This is a genomic window from Exiguobacterium aurantiacum (genome assembly GCF_024362205.1).
Classification (GTDB): Bacteria; Bacillota; Bacilli; order Exiguobacteriales; family Exiguobacteriaceae; genus Exiguobacterium; species Exiguobacterium aurantiacum_B.
Map to the genome: position 1 here is coordinate 2,633,722 of NZ_CP101462.1, position 15,618 is coordinate 2,649,339.

Annotated in this window: 25 protein-coding genes; 8 read left to right on the forward strand and 17 right to left on the reverse strand. The window is 49.1% G+C overall.

Translation table 11 applies throughout. The features are described 5' to 3' along the window. Nucleotides 1-40 precede the first annotated feature (40 nt). Complete coding sequence (locus tag NMQ00_RS13600; protein ID WP_255177108.1) at nucleotides 41-859, reverse strand: SMI1/KNR4 family protein; 819 nt, start codon at nucleotides 857-859, stop codon at nucleotides 41-43. Nucleotides 860-884: 25 nt separating this feature from the next. Continuing rightward, entirely contained in the window at nucleotides 885-1,376 is a 492-nt protein-coding gene (locus tag NMQ00_RS13605; RefSeq protein ID WP_255177109.1) for a hypothetical protein, read from the reverse strand. 78 nt (nucleotides 1,377-1,454) lie between these two features. Here NMQ00_RS13605 and NMQ00_RS13610 point away from each other — a divergent pair, with 78 nt between their 5' ends. Further along, nucleotides 1,455-1,658, forward strand: a complete 204-nt coding sequence (locus tag NMQ00_RS13610; RefSeq protein WP_255177110.1) for a hypothetical protein — start codon at nucleotides 1,455-1,457, stop codon at nucleotides 1,656-1,658. On the opposite strand, the gene NMQ00_RS13615 is transcribed toward NMQ00_RS13610, so the two are convergent. The 10 genes from NMQ00_RS13615 to NMQ00_RS13660 all read right to left on the reverse strand — a co-directional run bounded on the left by NMQ00_RS13615 (nucleotide 1,655) and on the right by NMQ00_RS13660 (nucleotide 7,207). Next, nucleotides 1,655-2,128, reverse strand: coding sequence for a DMT family transporter (locus tag NMQ00_RS13615; protein ID WP_255177111.1), 474 nt, complete (start codon nucleotides 2,126-2,128; stop codon nucleotides 1,655-1,657). The genes NMQ00_RS13610 and NMQ00_RS13615 overlap by 4 nt on opposite strands. 12 nt (nucleotides 2,129-2,140) lie before the next feature. Continuing rightward, nucleotides 2,141-2,809: a Crp/Fnr family transcriptional regulator gene (locus NMQ00_RS13620; RefSeq protein ID WP_255177112.1), complete on the reverse strand. Its 669-nt coding sequence runs from the start codon at nucleotides 2,807-2,809 to the stop codon at nucleotides 2,141-2,143. Between the two features lie 6 nt (nucleotides 2,810-2,815). Beyond that, complete coding sequence (locus NMQ00_RS13625; RefSeq protein WP_021065339.1) at nucleotides 2,816-3,241, reverse strand: DMT family transporter; 426 nt, start codon at nucleotides 3,239-3,241, stop codon at nucleotides 2,816-2,818. Between the two features lie 15 nt (nucleotides 3,242-3,256). After that, nucleotides 3,257-4,195 carry a DMT family transporter gene (locus NMQ00_RS13630; RefSeq protein WP_255177113.1) on the reverse strand — a complete coding sequence of 313 codons (939 nt, stop codon included), beginning with the start codon at nucleotides 4,193-4,195 and terminating at the stop codon, nucleotides 3,257-3,259. Nucleotides 4,196-4,307: 112 nt separating this feature from the next. Then, on the reverse strand, nucleotides 4,308-4,790 hold the full coding sequence (locus tag NMQ00_RS13635; RefSeq protein ID WP_255177114.1) for a hypothetical protein: 483 nt from the start codon (nucleotides 4,788-4,790) through the stop codon (nucleotides 4,308-4,310). Nucleotides 4,791-4,792: 2 nt separating this feature from the next. Further along, nucleotides 4,793-5,248: a hypothetical protein gene (locus tag NMQ00_RS13640; protein ID WP_255177115.1), complete on the reverse strand. Its 456-nt coding sequence runs from the start codon at nucleotides 5,246-5,248 to the stop codon at nucleotides 4,793-4,795. 17 nt (nucleotides 5,249-5,265) lie between these two features. Further along, nucleotides 5,266-5,748, reverse strand: a complete 483-nt coding sequence (locus tag NMQ00_RS13645; protein WP_255177116.1) for a hypothetical protein — start codon at nucleotides 5,746-5,748, stop codon at nucleotides 5,266-5,268. Nucleotides 5,749-5,759: 11 nt separating this feature from the next. Beyond that, nucleotides 5,760-6,221, reverse strand: coding sequence for a hypothetical protein (locus tag NMQ00_RS13650; RefSeq protein ID WP_255177117.1), 462 nt, complete (start codon nucleotides 6,219-6,221; stop codon nucleotides 5,760-5,762). An 11-nt stretch (nucleotides 6,222-6,232) separates the two neighbouring features. Further along, nucleotides 6,233-6,688 (reverse strand): hypothetical protein, encoded by a 456-nt coding sequence (locus tag NMQ00_RS13655; RefSeq protein ID WP_255177118.1) that lies wholly within the window; start codon nucleotides 6,686-6,688, stop codon nucleotides 6,233-6,235. Between the two features lie 54 nt (nucleotides 6,689-6,742). Continuing rightward, on the reverse strand, nucleotides 6,743-7,207 hold the full coding sequence (locus tag NMQ00_RS13660) for a hypothetical protein (RefSeq protein ID WP_255177119.1): 465 nt from the start codon (nucleotides 7,205-7,207) through the stop codon (nucleotides 6,743-6,745). A 160-nt stretch (nucleotides 7,208-7,367) separates the two neighbouring features. Between NMQ00_RS13660 and NMQ00_RS13665 the strand changes: the two genes are divergently transcribed. Together NMQ00_RS13665 and NMQ00_RS13670 are read left to right on the forward strand one after the other, a co-directional pair. Next, on the forward strand, nucleotides 7,368-8,573 hold the full coding sequence (locus tag NMQ00_RS13665) for an MFS transporter (RefSeq protein ID WP_255177120.1): 1,206 nt from the start codon (nucleotides 7,368-7,370) through the stop codon (nucleotides 8,571-8,573). Between the two features lie 14 nt (nucleotides 8,574-8,587). Beyond that, nucleotides 8,588-9,019 (forward strand): MarR family winged helix-turn-helix transcriptional regulator, encoded by a 432-nt coding sequence (locus tag NMQ00_RS13670; RefSeq protein WP_255177121.1) that lies wholly within the window; start codon nucleotides 8,588-8,590, stop codon nucleotides 9,017-9,019. 43 nt (nucleotides 9,020-9,062) lie between these two features. Here the strand turns inward: NMQ00_RS13670 and NMQ00_RS13675 are convergent, their stop codons facing one another. From NMQ00_RS13675 to NMQ00_RS13685, 3 genes are all read right to left on the reverse strand, one after another. Further along, nucleotides 9,063-10,103 (reverse strand): flavin monoamine oxidase family protein, encoded by a 1,041-nt coding sequence (locus tag NMQ00_RS13675; RefSeq protein ID WP_303825839.1) that lies wholly within the window; start codon nucleotides 10,101-10,103, stop codon nucleotides 9,063-9,065. Between the two features lie 666 nt (nucleotides 10,104-10,769). After that, nucleotides 10,770-11,522 carry a nucleotidyltransferase domain-containing protein gene (locus tag NMQ00_RS13680; RefSeq protein ID WP_255177122.1) on the reverse strand — a complete coding sequence of 251 codons (753 nt, stop codon included), beginning with the start codon at nucleotides 11,520-11,522 and terminating at the stop codon, nucleotides 10,770-10,772. After that, nucleotides 11,522-12,055 (reverse strand): DUF3841 domain-containing protein, encoded by a 534-nt coding sequence (locus tag NMQ00_RS13685; RefSeq protein WP_255177123.1) that lies wholly within the window; start codon nucleotides 12,053-12,055, stop codon nucleotides 11,522-11,524. The genes NMQ00_RS13680 and NMQ00_RS13685 overlap by 1 nt, the downstream gene beginning before the upstream one ends. Nucleotides 12,056-12,189: 134 nt before the next feature. Here NMQ00_RS13685 and NMQ00_RS13690 point away from each other — a divergent pair, with 134 nt between their 5' ends. Genes NMQ00_RS13690 through NMQ00_RS13700 form a run of 3 tightly spaced genes read left to right on the forward strand, consistent with a single transcriptional unit; the run spans nucleotide 12,190 to nucleotide 12,923 of the window. After that, the gene (locus NMQ00_RS13690; RefSeq protein ID WP_255177124.1) at nucleotides 12,190-12,417 is read left to right on the forward strand and encodes a hypothetical protein; all 228 of its coding nucleotides are present in this window, start codon (nucleotides 12,190-12,192) and stop codon (nucleotides 12,415-12,417) included. Next, the gene (locus NMQ00_RS13695; RefSeq protein WP_255177125.1) at nucleotides 12,417-12,632 is read left to right on the forward strand and encodes a hypothetical protein; all 216 of its coding nucleotides are present in this window, start codon (nucleotides 12,417-12,419) and stop codon (nucleotides 12,630-12,632) included. Before NMQ00_RS13690 ends, NMQ00_RS13695 begins: the two co-directional genes overlap by 1 nt. An 18-nt stretch (nucleotides 12,633-12,650) precedes the next feature. After that, on the forward strand, nucleotides 12,651-12,923 hold the full coding sequence (locus tag NMQ00_RS13700) for a hypothetical protein (protein WP_255177126.1): 273 nt from the start codon (nucleotides 12,651-12,653) through the stop codon (nucleotides 12,921-12,923). Between the two features lie 26 nt (nucleotides 12,924-12,949). On the opposite strand, the gene NMQ00_RS13705 is transcribed toward NMQ00_RS13700, so the two are convergent. Continuing rightward, nucleotides 12,950-13,420, reverse strand: a complete 471-nt coding sequence (locus tag NMQ00_RS13705; protein ID WP_255177127.1) for a hypothetical protein — start codon at nucleotides 13,418-13,420, stop codon at nucleotides 12,950-12,952. Between the two features lie 72 nt (nucleotides 13,421-13,492). Between NMQ00_RS13705 and NMQ00_RS13710 the strand changes: the two genes are divergently transcribed. Beyond that, nucleotides 13,493-13,735, forward strand: a complete 243-nt coding sequence (locus NMQ00_RS13710; protein WP_255177128.1) for a DUF4279 domain-containing protein — start codon at nucleotides 13,493-13,495, stop codon at nucleotides 13,733-13,735. 52 nt (nucleotides 13,736-13,787) lie between these two features. Beyond that, a complete protein-coding gene (locus tag NMQ00_RS13715) occupies nucleotides 13,788-13,910 on the forward strand; it encodes a DUF4279 domain-containing protein (protein WP_255177129.1) in 123 nt (40 codons plus the stop codon). A gap of 288 nt (nucleotides 13,911-14,198) precedes the next feature. Here NMQ00_RS13715 and NMQ00_RS13720 read toward each other — a convergent pair whose 3' ends face one another. After that, the gene (locus tag NMQ00_RS13720) at nucleotides 14,199-15,392 is read right to left on the reverse strand and encodes an MFS transporter (RefSeq protein WP_255177130.1); all 1,194 of its coding nucleotides are present in this window, start codon (nucleotides 15,390-15,392) and stop codon (nucleotides 14,199-14,201) included. Between the last annotated feature and the right edge of the window lie 226 nt (nucleotides 15,393-15,618).

Genomic DNA, 15,618 nt, shown 5'->3' on the forward strand with positions numbered 1-15,618 from the left:
ACTCGTTACCTTCTTTTACGAAAGGAAACGGCAAATCGTTTCACTCAACTCGAATATCGTTATCGAGAATGTACATCGTCTCTTCGTAGCGTTGTTTACTATAGACGTCGTCTTGCCTGTGGAGCGTCTCAAAAAATGCTTCGAACAGTTGTTGATCTAAAGGCTTCCGTCGAATAATGACTTCTTGAATGACGCTTGTCGCCGTCTCTCGCAACGTCTCGTCATCCATCCAGGTCAACAGCTCACGAACGAGCTCGTTCGCCTCAAGTGAATCCAATCCATTGAACCAAATAACCGCACCGTCCAGTTTTTCTTTCGGTTCTTCACTATAAAGCAGGCGTCGCGCATCGTCCAAGAGTGTTTTCCCTTGTTTCATTTCAGTGATCGGTTCTGGGGTCATTTCTGCAAACATTGCCATGTCGACCGTCGTGAGCGCTTCGCTAAATTGACTGAACGAATCGAACAAGACATCAATCTCTTCCGTATCCGTATCGATATAGGCAATCTTAGGCGTCGCGCCTTCATGGTAGTCGAATGCGAGGAAAAAGTGCCCGTCACCGGCGAACGCAATCAATCGTTCATCCTCGACACCCCATTCCGTTAATAAAGCTTTCGATTCGATCAGCCCTTTGTGACGCCCGACCCCAGCAATTGAATCAACGAGGGCGATGTCGGCTTGTCCATTCCATGTAATCGGTAAGTCGCGATTTTCGACATATCCCCCGTTCTGGATACGAATCGCCTCGAGATAATCAGTCGGCAGTTTCACCCCGAGTCGCGTCTCCACTTCAGTCAACACGTCGTCCGTTAATGCGGGCAACCGGTTCGGGTCGTCCGGTGTAGCATTCCAAATGATCATTTTTCCCCTGCTTTCTTCAATCGTCTTATTTCTTATCCCAACTCCGCTTCAAGCGCTCCCGTTTCGTAAAGCCAATCAAGCTATCCGCGACATGCTCGTGATCGATCCGAAGCAACCGGTAATCGAGCCATGTCTCCACCACTAACATACCTGCAATCAACGTTGCCGACAGTCCGCTGAACATCGGCAATGCGAAGTATCCTGATACATACCCGCCCATCAAACCGAGCATGACCCATAACATCGCAATCGCGATGATACCTTTCGTCCGGATTAACCGTTTGTAGGAGCGATTTTCATTGAACGTCACGGATATGCGCGTCTTCTGCCACGCTACGTGACTGAGCGGGACAGCCGTCATCATCAAAAAGACGAATATCGCAAGCATTGGCAATGATGCATTAGTATAAATCCACCACCCAAATCCTAGCCCTGCCGCGGCGGCCCATAATAATTTAAATGCACCTTTTTTGGGAAGCACATATAACTGCTCGATTCGTTCTTCTCGTGTCACCATAATCTGTTCCTCCTTGAAACCAATTCGGATCGTTTACCGTATATACAAGTAGCATACCAATAATTAGGAGGTATTTCGATGGATATTCTGATTTTAGCCATCCTGCTCGGCATCGTCGGCTTTATTGTGACCCGCTCCTATACCATCTATCCGTCATCGTTCGGAGACCGTCCCCCCGTTCAGACCCGGGCCTCGCTCACGACAAAATGCCCGCATTGCCAAACCGTCGTCAAACGGCAAGAACACGGGCAGACTTGTTCAACTTGTCGAAAATCCTTTTAGACGGCTTGCTTTGCTTTTTGATGGGCCGTCTCTTTCTTTCCACTTAACTGGAACAACAGTACCCCGCCGACGATCAACACGATGCCAAGCGCTGTCTTCCATGTGAACGGGATCGCTTCGAGCCCGAACCAGCCGAGCGTGTCCCATAGGAGTGCGAATAGGATTTGTGACACCATGACGATGGAGATGGCGTGGCTCGGCCCGAGCTGTTGGACGCCTTGCGTCACACTCATGACGACGCCGACCCCAATGATGCCGCTGAACCAATACCACGTCTCCATCCCCGTGACGGCAAACAGACCCATTCCTTCACTGATCAGTCCGACGACTAGCGATGCCAGGAAACCGAGGGCGAGCACGAGCGTCGTCGTCGCCCACGCCCCGACTTGTTCTTTCACTTTGGCGTTGAACGTATTCTGCACACAGACGAGCATGCCGCCCATGACCGCGAGCATCATTCCAAGTGCCATGACATGTCCTCCTCATTCATAAATACTTTCCCCAGTGACGGCAATCAACCCGGCGCGATCAATGATTGCAATCGACCGACGATCTCGTTCGATCAATCCTTGCTCGACGAACCGCTTGAGTGTCCGGTTGACGTGGCGATAGCTCGTCCCAATCAAATCGGCGATATCGGTCAACTCATCTACCGTCGACCCGAGCGTCGTCTCTTCCGGTGTCATCGACAACAGATAGCTCGCGAGTCGCACGTCGACCGGATAGAACAAGTTGAAACTCAGCGATTGCGACTTCATCTCAAACTTCTTCGTGATACCTTCGAGCAAATAATGCAACCACGTGACATCGTCTTTGGCGTGAAGCGCGAGATCGTCGAAGCGGACGACGAGCATCTCGACCGGCGTGACTGCCTCGACCGTGTTCAAGAACGGCGTGCGTCGGACGTATTCGATGTCGCCAATCAAGTCGAACGGATGTTTGAACGACAAGACGAGCCGTTTCCCCGCCGCCGACGTATGGGCCACCCGAATCTTTCCCTTCACGAGAAAGTGAAGCTGCCCCGCTTCGTCGCCTTGGGTGCAAATCGCCTCCCCCGTCGCGTAACGGACGAGCGTAATATGAGGACGGACCGTTGATGGAAGTACTTGATCAAGCCCATATTGCTTCATGTAACGTTCAATCTGTTCCATTGCCAATTATCCTTTCAATACGAGAATCCCGACAATCATCATGACGACCCCGAGCAGTTGCGTCCGGTTCAAGTCACGGCGCAACATCCCGAACCAGCCACGCCAGTCGATGACGAGCGCTAATGCGAGTTGGGCGATTAAAAATAATGAGATGGTGAGCGTGACGCCGAGCTCATGTACGGCCGTCATATTGCTGAACAAGATGAACGCAGCGAACGCGCCGCCTGACAAATAGAGCGGCTCGACGCGGCGCATATGGACATACGTCCGGTCGCGGACCAGAAGCATGATGACGAGCGCGACAAGGAAGCCTGTCAATTGCGTCAACGTCGCAGCTTGCCACGTTCCGATACTTGAACTGATGCGAGCATTGGCGACACTCTGTAGCGTTAAAAAGAAGCCGCCGCTGATGGCGAACAGTACTCCGCGCATGATGTCTTTCCTCCCTTACGACAAACGAATCAGCATGATCCCGATGACCATGACGAGTAAACTAACGAGTTGAATCCCAGTGACCGGGTTTTTCGCGGCACCAAACCAACCGAAGCGATCGATGAGCAGACTCCCGCACAGCAAGCCGACAATAACGATGACGACAGCGATGCCGGTCCCGACCATCGGTACGATTAAGACGTTCCCACCGATGAAGAGTGCCCCGATGATGCCACCAATCCAAATCCACCACGGCTGACCGCGTAGCCCGCGCCATTCGACGCTCGGCCGCAAGACGAGCAAGATGAGCAGTAACGTGACCGTCCCGACGACGAACGAGACGAGCGCCCCTTTCAAAGCCGATTCGAGCACCGTTCCCAAATAACCGTTGATGGCCGTCTGTGTCGCACTCATCATACCGGTCCCGATTCCGACGAGGCGCCAGGCGTTCAAATTGCCGGTTCCCGTCTGCGACGAGGCGACCAGTTTGCCGCGACGACGATTAATCCAGTCCGTGAGCGCGACCGTCCCGACGACGCCGAGCAACACGAGCAAAGCCCCGAATACGCGCCACGGCGTGAGGACGTTGACGGCTGAGTTGAACCAGCCGAAGTGGTCAATCAACAGCCCCATCAAAATCTGTCCGAAGATCGGCATAATGACGGTCTGGACACTACCGAGCCTCGGGAACAACAAGATGTTCCCCGTTAAAAAGATGACCCCCAACAAACCACCCGACCACATCCAAAGCGGTTCTCCTTGGAAAATGGATGATTCGATCCCGAATGACTGTCCGGTAAGCAGTAACGTGAGCGTTAAAAAAGTCGTCCCAATCGCGAATGACAGAAACGACGCGACGAACGGTGACCCGACGATGGTTCGCAGACGCGAGTTCACGCTCGTCTGCATCGGTAACAAAATCCCGATGACGAGTCCAATCACAATGGCTAACATAGTCTCTTCCTCGATTCTCTCTATATACTGTGTACGTCTCAAGCTTACTCCTCGAGCACTCGAGCATAAAGGACCGATGTCCTGAAAAATAAAAAAAGACGAGTTCCAACTATCAGGAACTCGTCTTTCTGTGCGTATAGCGCTCAGTTTTCGCTTCGTCGAACATCCGATTCGTGACGTGGTGTGCATCAAACGTCAGTATGACTCGATGGACTAGACGTGAAAACACCAACCCACCAATCGTGCCGACTCCTAAGATGGTTAGGAGTGTCCAAATCGTGAGAAACCCGGTGTGATGAGCAGCGAGCAGACAGAGAAACAGTAAAAAAATGAACCATTCGACGATAAAATCACTGTAAACCCAACGCCGATAGCGAGGCTCTGAATTAAATGTCAGCAACACTTTCGTCTTGCACCACGCGACACATAATTGTGGCAAATACACTGCAAATAGGATGAGCGGTAAGTAAATCGATGTCTGATACGAGATGAACGCGACGACGATGAGGTTGAAGAAGAGACCCCAATAGCGCCAATGCCACGTCGCATCCTCATGTACGAGCAATCGCTCGATTCGTTCCTGTTTCGTCAACATCTTCATAGCAATCCACTCGCTGTTGCCAATTCAGAGCGGACCGGTTGAGCTGCATCTGCGCTTTGGACAGTTTCATTGAAGCGTTTATACAGAAGCGGCAACAGCACCGCCATCCCAAGGACGAGAGTCCATGTCCACCAAGGGGCCGCCAGTTTATAACTTGCCACGCTACCGACGATGAAGACGTACCACCCACCTAAAATCCGGTAGACGTTTTGCGTCGCCACTCGTGCGCCGTTTTCATCCGATAGACGAGCGAACGCCTCTCCTTCTTTCAGCAAATACACGATTGAACCGCTGGCGAACAAACCCATCAACCCTAAGCCAACCCACCAAATGTGATCCGCGAGCAACGTGACAAATAATAGTCCAGGGACAGGAACGAACAGCATGTCTCGTCGCCGCTTCCTTTGCTCACGGTATCGGTTCATTTTGTCAATCCGTTGTTGTTTCGTCATACGATTCCATTCCTTTTCTAGTCATTGATTCCGTCAAGACGACGCTTCAGCTTCTCGCGATTGGCTTTAGCCAGCATGTTCGACGTGACGTGTTCCGGGTCGAGTTTGAGCAGTTTTCGATCAATCCACAGCGGTAACAAGACAGAAGGTGGTGCCCCGATGACAATCGCCCACATCAATACGTCCTTATGGACTTGCCCCGTTAAAAACAGGGCGATCAGACTGAACAATAAGATGAACGTGAAAACGAGTGAGGAAAACTGTAGTTTAATGAGACGTCGATACGTCCAGTCGTCATTGAACTGCAGATAGAGGACTGTCTGTTTCCATTCGAAAAACAACGTCGGGATGAGACTGACCACCGCAATCACGCCAGAATAAGTCGTATGCATCATGAAATAGAGCGCACTCACAAAGATGACGACACTGCTCCCAATCATAAAACGACGATACGTCGTGTTGATTTGTAACAACGCTTCAGTCCGGATTTCCCTGTTCATCTCATCCCTCCTCAGTCTCTGACGTTGTCGAGTCGAATCTCACGAAGCATCGGATGCTCCGGGTCGATGTCGGTCAATCGCTCGTCTTGTTTTCGAATCAAGCGGTAGCCACCGTATAGTACACCAACTGCCACAGCTAATATCCAGGCGAACATCCAACCAAGGTTAAGCGTCAGCGCAAACGATAAAATGAATACGACGAACAGCGCAAAGACAAATCCGTTCCGACGGGCGATGATGATTTTGGCATCCTCTCGCTCGGTCAACTCGGTCTCGACTCGGTTCGCCTTGAAGAAGATTCCTCCCAGCAGCAAGAGACAGACGAGAACGCCGGCCACGTACCACCCGTTCCATGAATCCGATTGAATCAATCCGACGAGACAAAACACCATCGGAAACGTGAGCAGACTTTGAAGAACGGCCGTCTTTATATTGGTTTTATAAATCAGATTGATACGTTCTTGTTTGGTCATCGAATCCCTCCTTAAAAGCTTTCTCGTTTGACGTCGCGACGCCTCGGTTGCTCAGGATCAATCCGTTTTACTTTCTCATCAAGCAGGCGTTCGACAATTACCAGCGCTAACGCCGCAAGGGAGAAGATGAAAAATGGGATCCAACTGATTGTTTCGAGCTTCAAAAGCAATGGGAAAAACAAACAGCCGAAGACAACCATCATATAGTCGAACACATATTGAATGTGGATGACCCGCTTCGCTCGTATGTGATCTGTGAAACTGCTCATGAATCGACTTTCCCGCATGATCATCACGCCGTATGCTAACAGCGACACGACCATCAAACTTCCGTATACGAGCGATCGTGTCTCGGTTTGTAGAAAGAAGAAGAGCAATACCCCAATCGGAATCGCAAAACCGAGCCTGATGAGAAGCCATTTTCGGTTTGCGGTAACCATTTGCTTCAAACGGTGATGTTTATTCATAAGCTACTCCTTTAATTGTGATGGATCCAAGCTAACCTCATGTCTATTTCAATCTCACCACGTGAATCTCGTGCGTTGAATCTCTCGACGAGTCGGTTGTTCTATATCCATCCAGCTCAACTGTTGATCGAGTTTATGATGCGTAAACAAGATGAACGCGCTACCACTGACGAATAGAACAAAGGGAATCAAGCTGGTCAGGATATTCAGTCGCATCATCAGTGGAAAAATCACGGCCATCATGATGACGAACAAGTAGTCGAGTTGATATTGGATGCCAATCACCTTCTTCGCTTGATCATGCGTCGTTAATGCTTTGACGAAGCGCGCTTCCCTCATAAACAAAATACTTGCTGCACTGGTCAACGATAGAAGGAACGCTGCCATAATCATCGGGGAGCCTTGCGACTGTAAGAAGTAATAGATCAAAACCCCAGTCGGCAAAGCAAACATCAAACGTAACAACATCCACTGTACATTCATCCGTTTCACTTTATGTAATCGTTCTTGTTTGTTCATCTCATTCACCTCTTAACTACCTATACGGTTCTTAGCGAAAAAAGTTCCGTTTTTTTACAATTGTCTTGTAGCAACCTACTCGCTTGACGAACCAGTCCTTTCGCTATATAGTTTAGTTAACTTAACTATATTAAAAGGTAGAAAGACTGAGGTTTTCTTTATGAATTTGCTACAAAATCCACGCTTCGTGTTCACATGGTTATCCGGGATGACGCTCACGCTCGGCTTCTCGATTTTCTTCTTGAGCGTATCGTGGCTCACGATCGATGTGCTGAAGCAACCGGCCCTCCTCGGGATTATCATGACCGCCGTCTCGTTGCCGCGTGTCGTGATGATGATATTTGGTGGCGTGTTCGCTGACCGATTCCAAAAGAGTCGGCTTTTATTTTTGACGAACCTCGGACAAGGTGTCCTCATGGTCGCGGTCGTGGCGCTCCATCTCGCGGACGCGTATTCGGTATTCGCTTTGATCATGATTTCCATCGTGTTCGGACTACTTGACGGTATGTCCTATCCGGCGTTGTCTTCCTTGATTCCGTCCCTCGTCAAACAAGAAGAGCTGCAGCGTGCTAACTCGCTCTTCCAAGGGACGCTCGAGCTCATGTTCGTGTTCGGTCCGTTCCTCGCCGGTGCCTTACTCACATGGGGCGGCTTCGGGCTTAGCTTCGGGACAGCGGCCGTCTTGATTTTCATCGCCGCTATCTTGATTATGCCGCGCTTGATTCGTGACTCCATCCCCCTCGCCCGTGCCATGTCGCTCGATCATGTCATCTTTGACTTGAAAGAGGGCATCCGTTACGTCTCGAGCACACCGATTTTGCGGAGCGGGACGCTATCGATTGCCATCGTCAATTTGTTCGTGATGGGACCTCTCATCATGAGCATCCCGATTCTCGTCGGTGAACGAGGCGGCAACGCGTTTGATTTGAGTTTGATTGAAGGTGGGCTTGCTGTCGGGACGTTCGCCGCAAGTTTTCTCGTCCTGTTGTTCCGCTCGGTCCATCGTGGACGCTTCGTCTTCCGCGTCTTGTTTTTGACGATTGGGGCCTTTTTCCTCTATACGCAGGCGCAGTCCATCACACTCCTCGCCTTGGCTGCGGCCGCGAGCGGATTCATGTTGATGCTCGTCTATTTGCCGACAGTCACGCTCATGCAAGAACATAGCGACCACGATAAGATTGGACGCGTCATGAGCATCATGGCGCTTGCCGCGTCAGGGTTAGAGCCGATCGCATTCGCCGTCCTGTCGATTTTGGTCGCCCTGGCCGTACCGATTCAAACGTTGCTCATCTCGTTTGGTATAATCGGATTAGCATTGAGTATCGTGTTATACGTGCGGAGCCAGACGTTCCGTGACACGCGATGAAAGGAGAACAATCATTGAACGACACACGCAAACAGCAAGTCATCGAGATGTATCGTCAAATCGACGAGCTCGACTTGTTGTTCACCAAATATTTTACCGAGTTGAACGAATTCGAACTCAGTTACCAGCAAGAGCAGATGTTACTCCTCTTCAAACGAAAAGACACATGGACGACGACCGAGATTGCGACAAAGATGAATATCTCCAAAAGTGCGGTCAGCCAAGTGCTCAAAGTGCTCGAACAACGTGAGTTCGTTAAAAAAGAGAAGAACCCGGACAACTTGCGCGAGAGCTTCATCCGGCTCGGCCCAATCGGTTTGAAGTACTCGAAACAAATCGATGCCATCGAGGAACGGCTCGCCGAAGAGATGTTCTCCGTGCTAGAAGATGACGAGATGACGATGATCAATCGTTCGCTGGCGTTGATGATCAAAAAATTCAAATGAAAAATGCGTATTGTCCCTGGCTTGGGATGATACGCATTTTTGGTTAGAGTTGCTCGACGGCACGTTCCGCTGCACGAAGCGCACCTTCGATGTGACCGCCAAACAAAGAGTCCGTCTCCGTCCCGGCGAGTGAGAGCATTCCTTCCCAGACTGGATTGAGCGCGATTGGCTGATAGACAGGGAAATCGGTCAACGGTTCCCCGTCTTGAACTGTGGCCGTATGCCGGTCGCTCGACCAATCGACGTAGTAGACCTCACGCGGTTGCCGCGCCTCTTCCCCGAACAGGCGCACGAGTTGGTCGATGACGCGATGATTCAATTCGTCCCGGTCGAGTACCGAGCGTTCGGCAGCAGACAACCGGAAGAAGCCGAATAACGCGGCAAGTCCGCCCGGTTGTGAGGCGTCATGAATCTCCTGCAATACACCGGCCCAACTCATGCCTTGACCGGATAGCCCCTTCTCTCGCCAAAACGGACGGTCGTACACGGCGAGTACTTTCGCCTGACCGGCCATCCAGGTTGGCGTATTTGCCAGCTTCGACTTCGTTGTTTCAGACAGTCCCGGGTGAAACGAGATGCGGGAGACGAGTCGTGGCGGGATAGCAAGGATGACGTGACTGAACGTTTGGGACCGTCCCGTTTCGAGGTCGATGGAGACCTCGTTTTCAGTCTGTTGAATCGAGGTGACAGTCGACTCGAGTTGAATCGTTCCGGCAGGCAAGGTTGCCGCCAGCGCCGTTGTCAAACTTGCCATGCCAGCGACGAGTCGCATCGATGGGACGATATGACCTGGCGGGAGCGTATGGCGCTCGATGACACCGAACTGCCGCTCGAGCATCAAATCACCGGCCGTATATTGTGAGAACGTCGGGAGGTTGAGCCGTTCGATCAGTTGCGTGATTGTCGTCTCCGTCTCTTGCCAATACCAGGTCGGACCGAGGTCGAAGCCGTCATGGCTCAACACGCGTCCCCCGATGCGATCGCGCGCCTCGAAGACGGTGACGTCATAGCCTTTCTCAGTGAGGAGCGACGCGGCGTATAAGCCGCTCACGCCCGCTCCGATAATCGCAATTGATGGATTCATGAAAACGCCCCTTCTTCGCATGTAGTGCTCCTATTATACTGAAAAAGACGAATACACATAATTTGGGCGCACTGCTCAAGAAAGGGCGTTACGAGTTGAAGCGTTTCTTCTATTACATCTTATTTCCCTACATCTGGGTGATGCGAGGATTATATCGATTTATCAAAACGGAAAGTACAATGTCTTATGCATTCATGCTGTTCTTTGTCCCCGTCCATATCCTCATCATCGGATATGGCCTCCAAGGGTCGCTCTTACTGGAAACCGTTTTTATGATTTATCTTTCAGCAGGATTGTTCACCCCAATGTATTACTTCGAATCGGATGTCAGACGTAGACGCACAAAACCGGGATACGTTCCGCTTAATGAGCGGTGACGTTTTTAGAAAGGATTTACCAACATGTCCAATACCGTCAAGACGCTACTTTATCCGTTCCTCGTAGGCATTCGCCTGTTCTCTCGATTTCGAAGAGGCAAGATATTGATGTATCTCCTTGCCTATCTATTCGTGTTCTCGTTTGAAGGGTTGCTGTTTTTCCAAATCCTCTACGTACCCAATTTAGTTCGGACCTTCGTAATCATGTATCTCATCCTCGGGATGATTTATGTCGAATTTCATTTTGATGATTTAGACCGGAAGGAGTCGCTTTGATAGATGACTGTCATCATGGAAGGAACGACGATTCATACTTCACAATCAACTCACCCAACCAGTCATCTTGAATTTCTTCTGACTCCATGCCTCGCTCTAAGTCATCTATGATTTCACTGTTCGGAAAATAGAGGCGTAACACAAACAGACTGTCTGCAATCGTCGATACAAAACTTTGATCGTCGACGTTGATTGTCAAATACGCGCCTCGAATCATCCGTTTGACGAGTGACCGTTTTTCGTTTCCCGTCATACATCTTGCCTTCAATTTCACTTGCGCTTCTCGTAACTGATCGGACAAATCTCGATTCAACGCTCGGCTAGTCCGCCCGTCCGGTTTCATGTACGGAAAACGATGAGACAAGTCAGTCCCGTCAACACATGCACACATGTGACGTAACCAAAACCCCCATTCAAAATGATTAGTGGGCTCAAGCACTGTATCCAACAGCCCGATGTCATAATCAATTTTGATTACTTCCGGATGTTCCTGCAATAAGATCATGCTTCGTCGCTTCAATACGTCAACGTCCACTTCCCGTTTAACGATGACCGTCACGTCTAAATCCGATTGTCCGGCCACAGCAGTCCCACGACCGACGCTACCGTATACATATACGCTATGTAGCGCTTCTGCAAATTCTTCTCGCAACAACTGAATCACTTCATCAATCACTTGCCGAAACATTGGTTGAATCCGTGTCACGTCTGTTTGATTGATGACGTAACCCGTCTCGTCAGTACCTAGTCGTGTCGGTAGCTCCATCACACACCCTCCTCAATAAACGTCGTCACGTCAAGCACTTGTTCGAGATAAATCCGATCGACGAGATAGTGATATTTCGTGTTCGTCCCCGGATACTCGTTGACAATCGATTCGCACCAATCGCGGTCGAACATTTTCTCCCAAGATTGTTTCAACTCTTCTTCGCTTTCGGCTTCCCGATCTTCAAACGAGAGAAAATACCGATTCAACGCGAACGTCCAGTAACCGCCCTCGACTGCGAGCACATGTGAGTCCGGCAGCTCAACGGTCAGCACGACGCCCGGTTCTCCAAGTTCCAAGTAGCCACCTCGTGCGACGTCTGGCTTTGTTTTGCTCAACCAAACCGGATAGTTTCCACGAAGCGAGATTTTCGTCCGTTGCTCATATTGTCCCGCGAGCCAGTCGTAAGCAGGGCGATGATACGCGTAGTCCTCGTCTTGAAAAATTCCAAAGTTTGGGTCGCCAAACAAGTAGCCACATGCATTGGCGGCTTCCCAGGCGCCCGCATGTTGATATGTATAGTAAATGGCCATAGGTCCACCTCTTTTTTAAAAGATACTGTTAGCATAACTGACCTCCCAACTTTGCATCCATCACGGGAATCGTTTGGGTTTGTCTGGATTTGGAAGTATACTAGCCGTATGGATTACATAAAGGAGGAAAAAGCATGAATGTATTAATGACATTACTATTTAGTTTATTGGCAATCATTGTCCCACTCGCGTTACTCATCGCGGTTATCGTGATGATCGTTCGATTTATCGGTCGCTACGAGAAGCGGGCTGACGTGCGACTCGAGTTGGATCGTCAAACCGCGGCTCATCAACAGCAACAGTTTGACGTCTTAGTGGAGCGCCTCGAGCGAATCGAAGAAAAAATAGAGACACGCCCTTAATGTCGACATCACTCACGATATGGACGAAACGTTTCGTCCTCACAGCCATCATCGGTGGTCTGTTACTCGCTGCGACTGTTACCTGCCAACGCATATTCAATATGTCGGAAATCAATCTGTTGATCGATAAAGCGGACGAACAACAGCTCAGTTATGAGTTAATCATCCATAACCCGCTCACCAATGCTTACAGTTTCGATATCATCGAGGATTAAGTCGAAAGGAGTCGTTGAATGGATTGGACTACTGTCATGTTGATTGCTTCATTGATCTTGAACGCCTTCTTGATCAATATCATTGCGCAACAATCAAAGGATTTGAGTGCATTGAAACGAAAACAACTCCATACCGAACCAATCGTGCAAGATGCTGAATTTCATGCGTCGATTAAAGAAAAAATCAATACGATTGGCGTGATTCCGACCGTTAAATTCTTGCGTGAGACATATGACCTGTCGCTGCTTGAAGCGAAACAATTGGTCGATCGGGTAAACGAAAAGGAGTAGCGTGCGCTACTCCTTTTTGACTGCCTTTATTTTAAAAAGAAACCGACTTTACCGCGTTCATAGGCTTTATGCGTCACGTGTTCCGGGTCGATGTTAGCAAGCTTTTGATCAATCTTAGAAGAGGCCATCCACGCAAATAAATTGAACGCCACAACGAGAATCAAAATATTCGCTTGTTCCGGACGTAACAGCAACGTCACAATCAATATACAAAAGATCGCAATCACAGCCATCCCACTCCAATATTCATACCAGACGAGACGCCGATAATCAGGAGCCTCGTTGAACGTGAGCAGCGTTTTCGTCCGCGCCCACACTTTGACGAACGAGACGACCGGAATGAACAAGATGAACCATACCAGTTCAGCGAGTCGACGCTCGCCTGTGAACCAAAAGATGACGCCAAGTAAGACGATAAACACTCCAAGAAGAAGTGCTTGGCGGGTGGAACGTTTCCCCGCCTCATATAAATGATCAAACCGTTCGCGTTGGGTCATATTCATATTCCTTTCTTACGATTGCATCGTTTATATTCAAGTAGACTGTCATACAAAGAAAAGAGGGTGTTCATGAATTCTACACAAACCGAAGTCCTGGTCTATTTCCAACTGCTTGCCGATGATTTCTCAATCGAAGATGTGACGCGTCGGCTAGGAATCATTCCTACAGAAACCTTCAAACGAGGTGAAAAAGGCTATTCTTCCCATCCTCGCGAACATACATCGTGGTCACTCGGTACGGGCTATCAGCCTTCATTTGATGTGAACGATCAGCTGCGCTCAACTTCGTGGAAAAGAACCAATTTTAGATGACATTTACAGTGCGTATGACGACATCAAAGCGCGATTCATCATCGTAATCGTAATGGAAGGCGGTCAAACACCGTCGCTTGTGTTTGATTTGGAGACGATTCAATTCGCCCATCGGATCCGTGCCGAGTTTGACATCGATTTATATGCGAACCCATATCAGGATGAGGGTTATTAGACTTCACCGGACTAACATTCATTCGTCTAAGGACACTTCCTGTTCTTGTCTCGCTAACAGAATCTGAAACCCGCACAGCAACAGCGGGAAAATCATACGGAAATCCCGTGAAGGATGGCGAGCCCCTACCACATTTTGGCTCGTGCATTCACTCTCTTGATCTCCTTTTGATATGGCTCATTTACGATGCTCCACAATTTTTCGCATGTTTTTCGCCTTCACTGTTTAACATTTTGATTCAACAAAACGGCGTACAGTCTTTTTCAGAAAGACTGTACGTCGTTTACGTCATACGGCTTGATCGTGAATCGCAACAGAAGATTTCAAAAAAGAATTCCTCAAAAAATAGTGGCTCGTACCTAATAAAGTAACTGGCCCGACGAGATAGAGTAATCCGTGTCCAACCCAGTCCGCGAGCGCCCCACCAAGCAAATACCCGAATGGAGCCAATATTCCTTGAAGGGCATAGACAACGGTCAATACGCGTCCCAAATAATCAGGTTCGATTTGACGCTGAAGTAGCGTTTGAAATTGAATCCCCATCATCCCAATCGCCATCCAAGCCATACTAAAACAAATCAACGTCATGCCAAAATTACGATTCAACCAAAATGCCGAGATGCACCAAGCGACTCCACCGAATCCTGTTGCCAAGACGAATGTCCATCGTAACGAACGAACGCCAAATCGAATCGATAAGCCGCTACCCAATAACGTACCGATCGAAATGGCTGCAAGCCATAAGCCGTATTCCTGTTCCGTCTTCGCCAAAATCGGGAGGACGCCAAGTGAGATCGAAATCATGAAGTTAAGGCACGTGAAGACAAGAATCAACGTGCGAAACGAACCGAGTTTCCATACGTAACGAAACCCAAATTGTAAATCAGCAAAATACATAAAATCGCTTGGTGTATGGGCCTTCGTTTCGTTTATGCGTAACAAAAAGCCAATCGCCCCAAATAAAAACAGATAGAGAATGGCGTTACTCGTATAGACGAGACCGACACCAATAAGCGCAAGCAAAATCCCGGCAATCGCATTGCACAAGATATCGAGACTATGATAGGTGAACGTGAAGAGTGCGTTGACTTTTTGCAGGTCCGCCTCCCGAACGAGAGTCGGAACGAGTGCATACTCCGTTGGATAACTCAATTCGCTCGCCAACGTCGCGACGAACAAGCCGACAATGACGACCCCTACCGACAGTTCATCTATTACATATAAACCCGCGAGGATTGTGAAGACAATCGCCTGCACCGCCATTGCCAAAAGCAATAATTTCTTTTTGGCGTAACGATCGATCAACGGTCCATACAGCACTTGAAACGCAACCGGCACCATTGCTACAAACGTCGTGACGCCAATCCAAAAAGACGAGTCCGTCATGTCTTTGACGTACCACACCGATGCTAAAAAATAAAAACTATCCGCGAAATTCGCAATCACACGTACAGCTAACAAAACTACTATATTCCGATTCATATCATCCGCTCCTCATATGATTTGTCTAGTAAGTTCGAGACAAATCATAAGGCGGTCCGCGAATATAAGGTTATATGTCGTTCAGATAATGATACATGACGAGCTCCTTTCGAATTTATTTTATCTAGATGCTAGGCTTCAGCCGTTTTTTTATTGAATCGTCTCTTGTTTCATATGTCTCCAATGAACGAAAGCATTCGCAAACCAAATAATCGTCAATAACGGA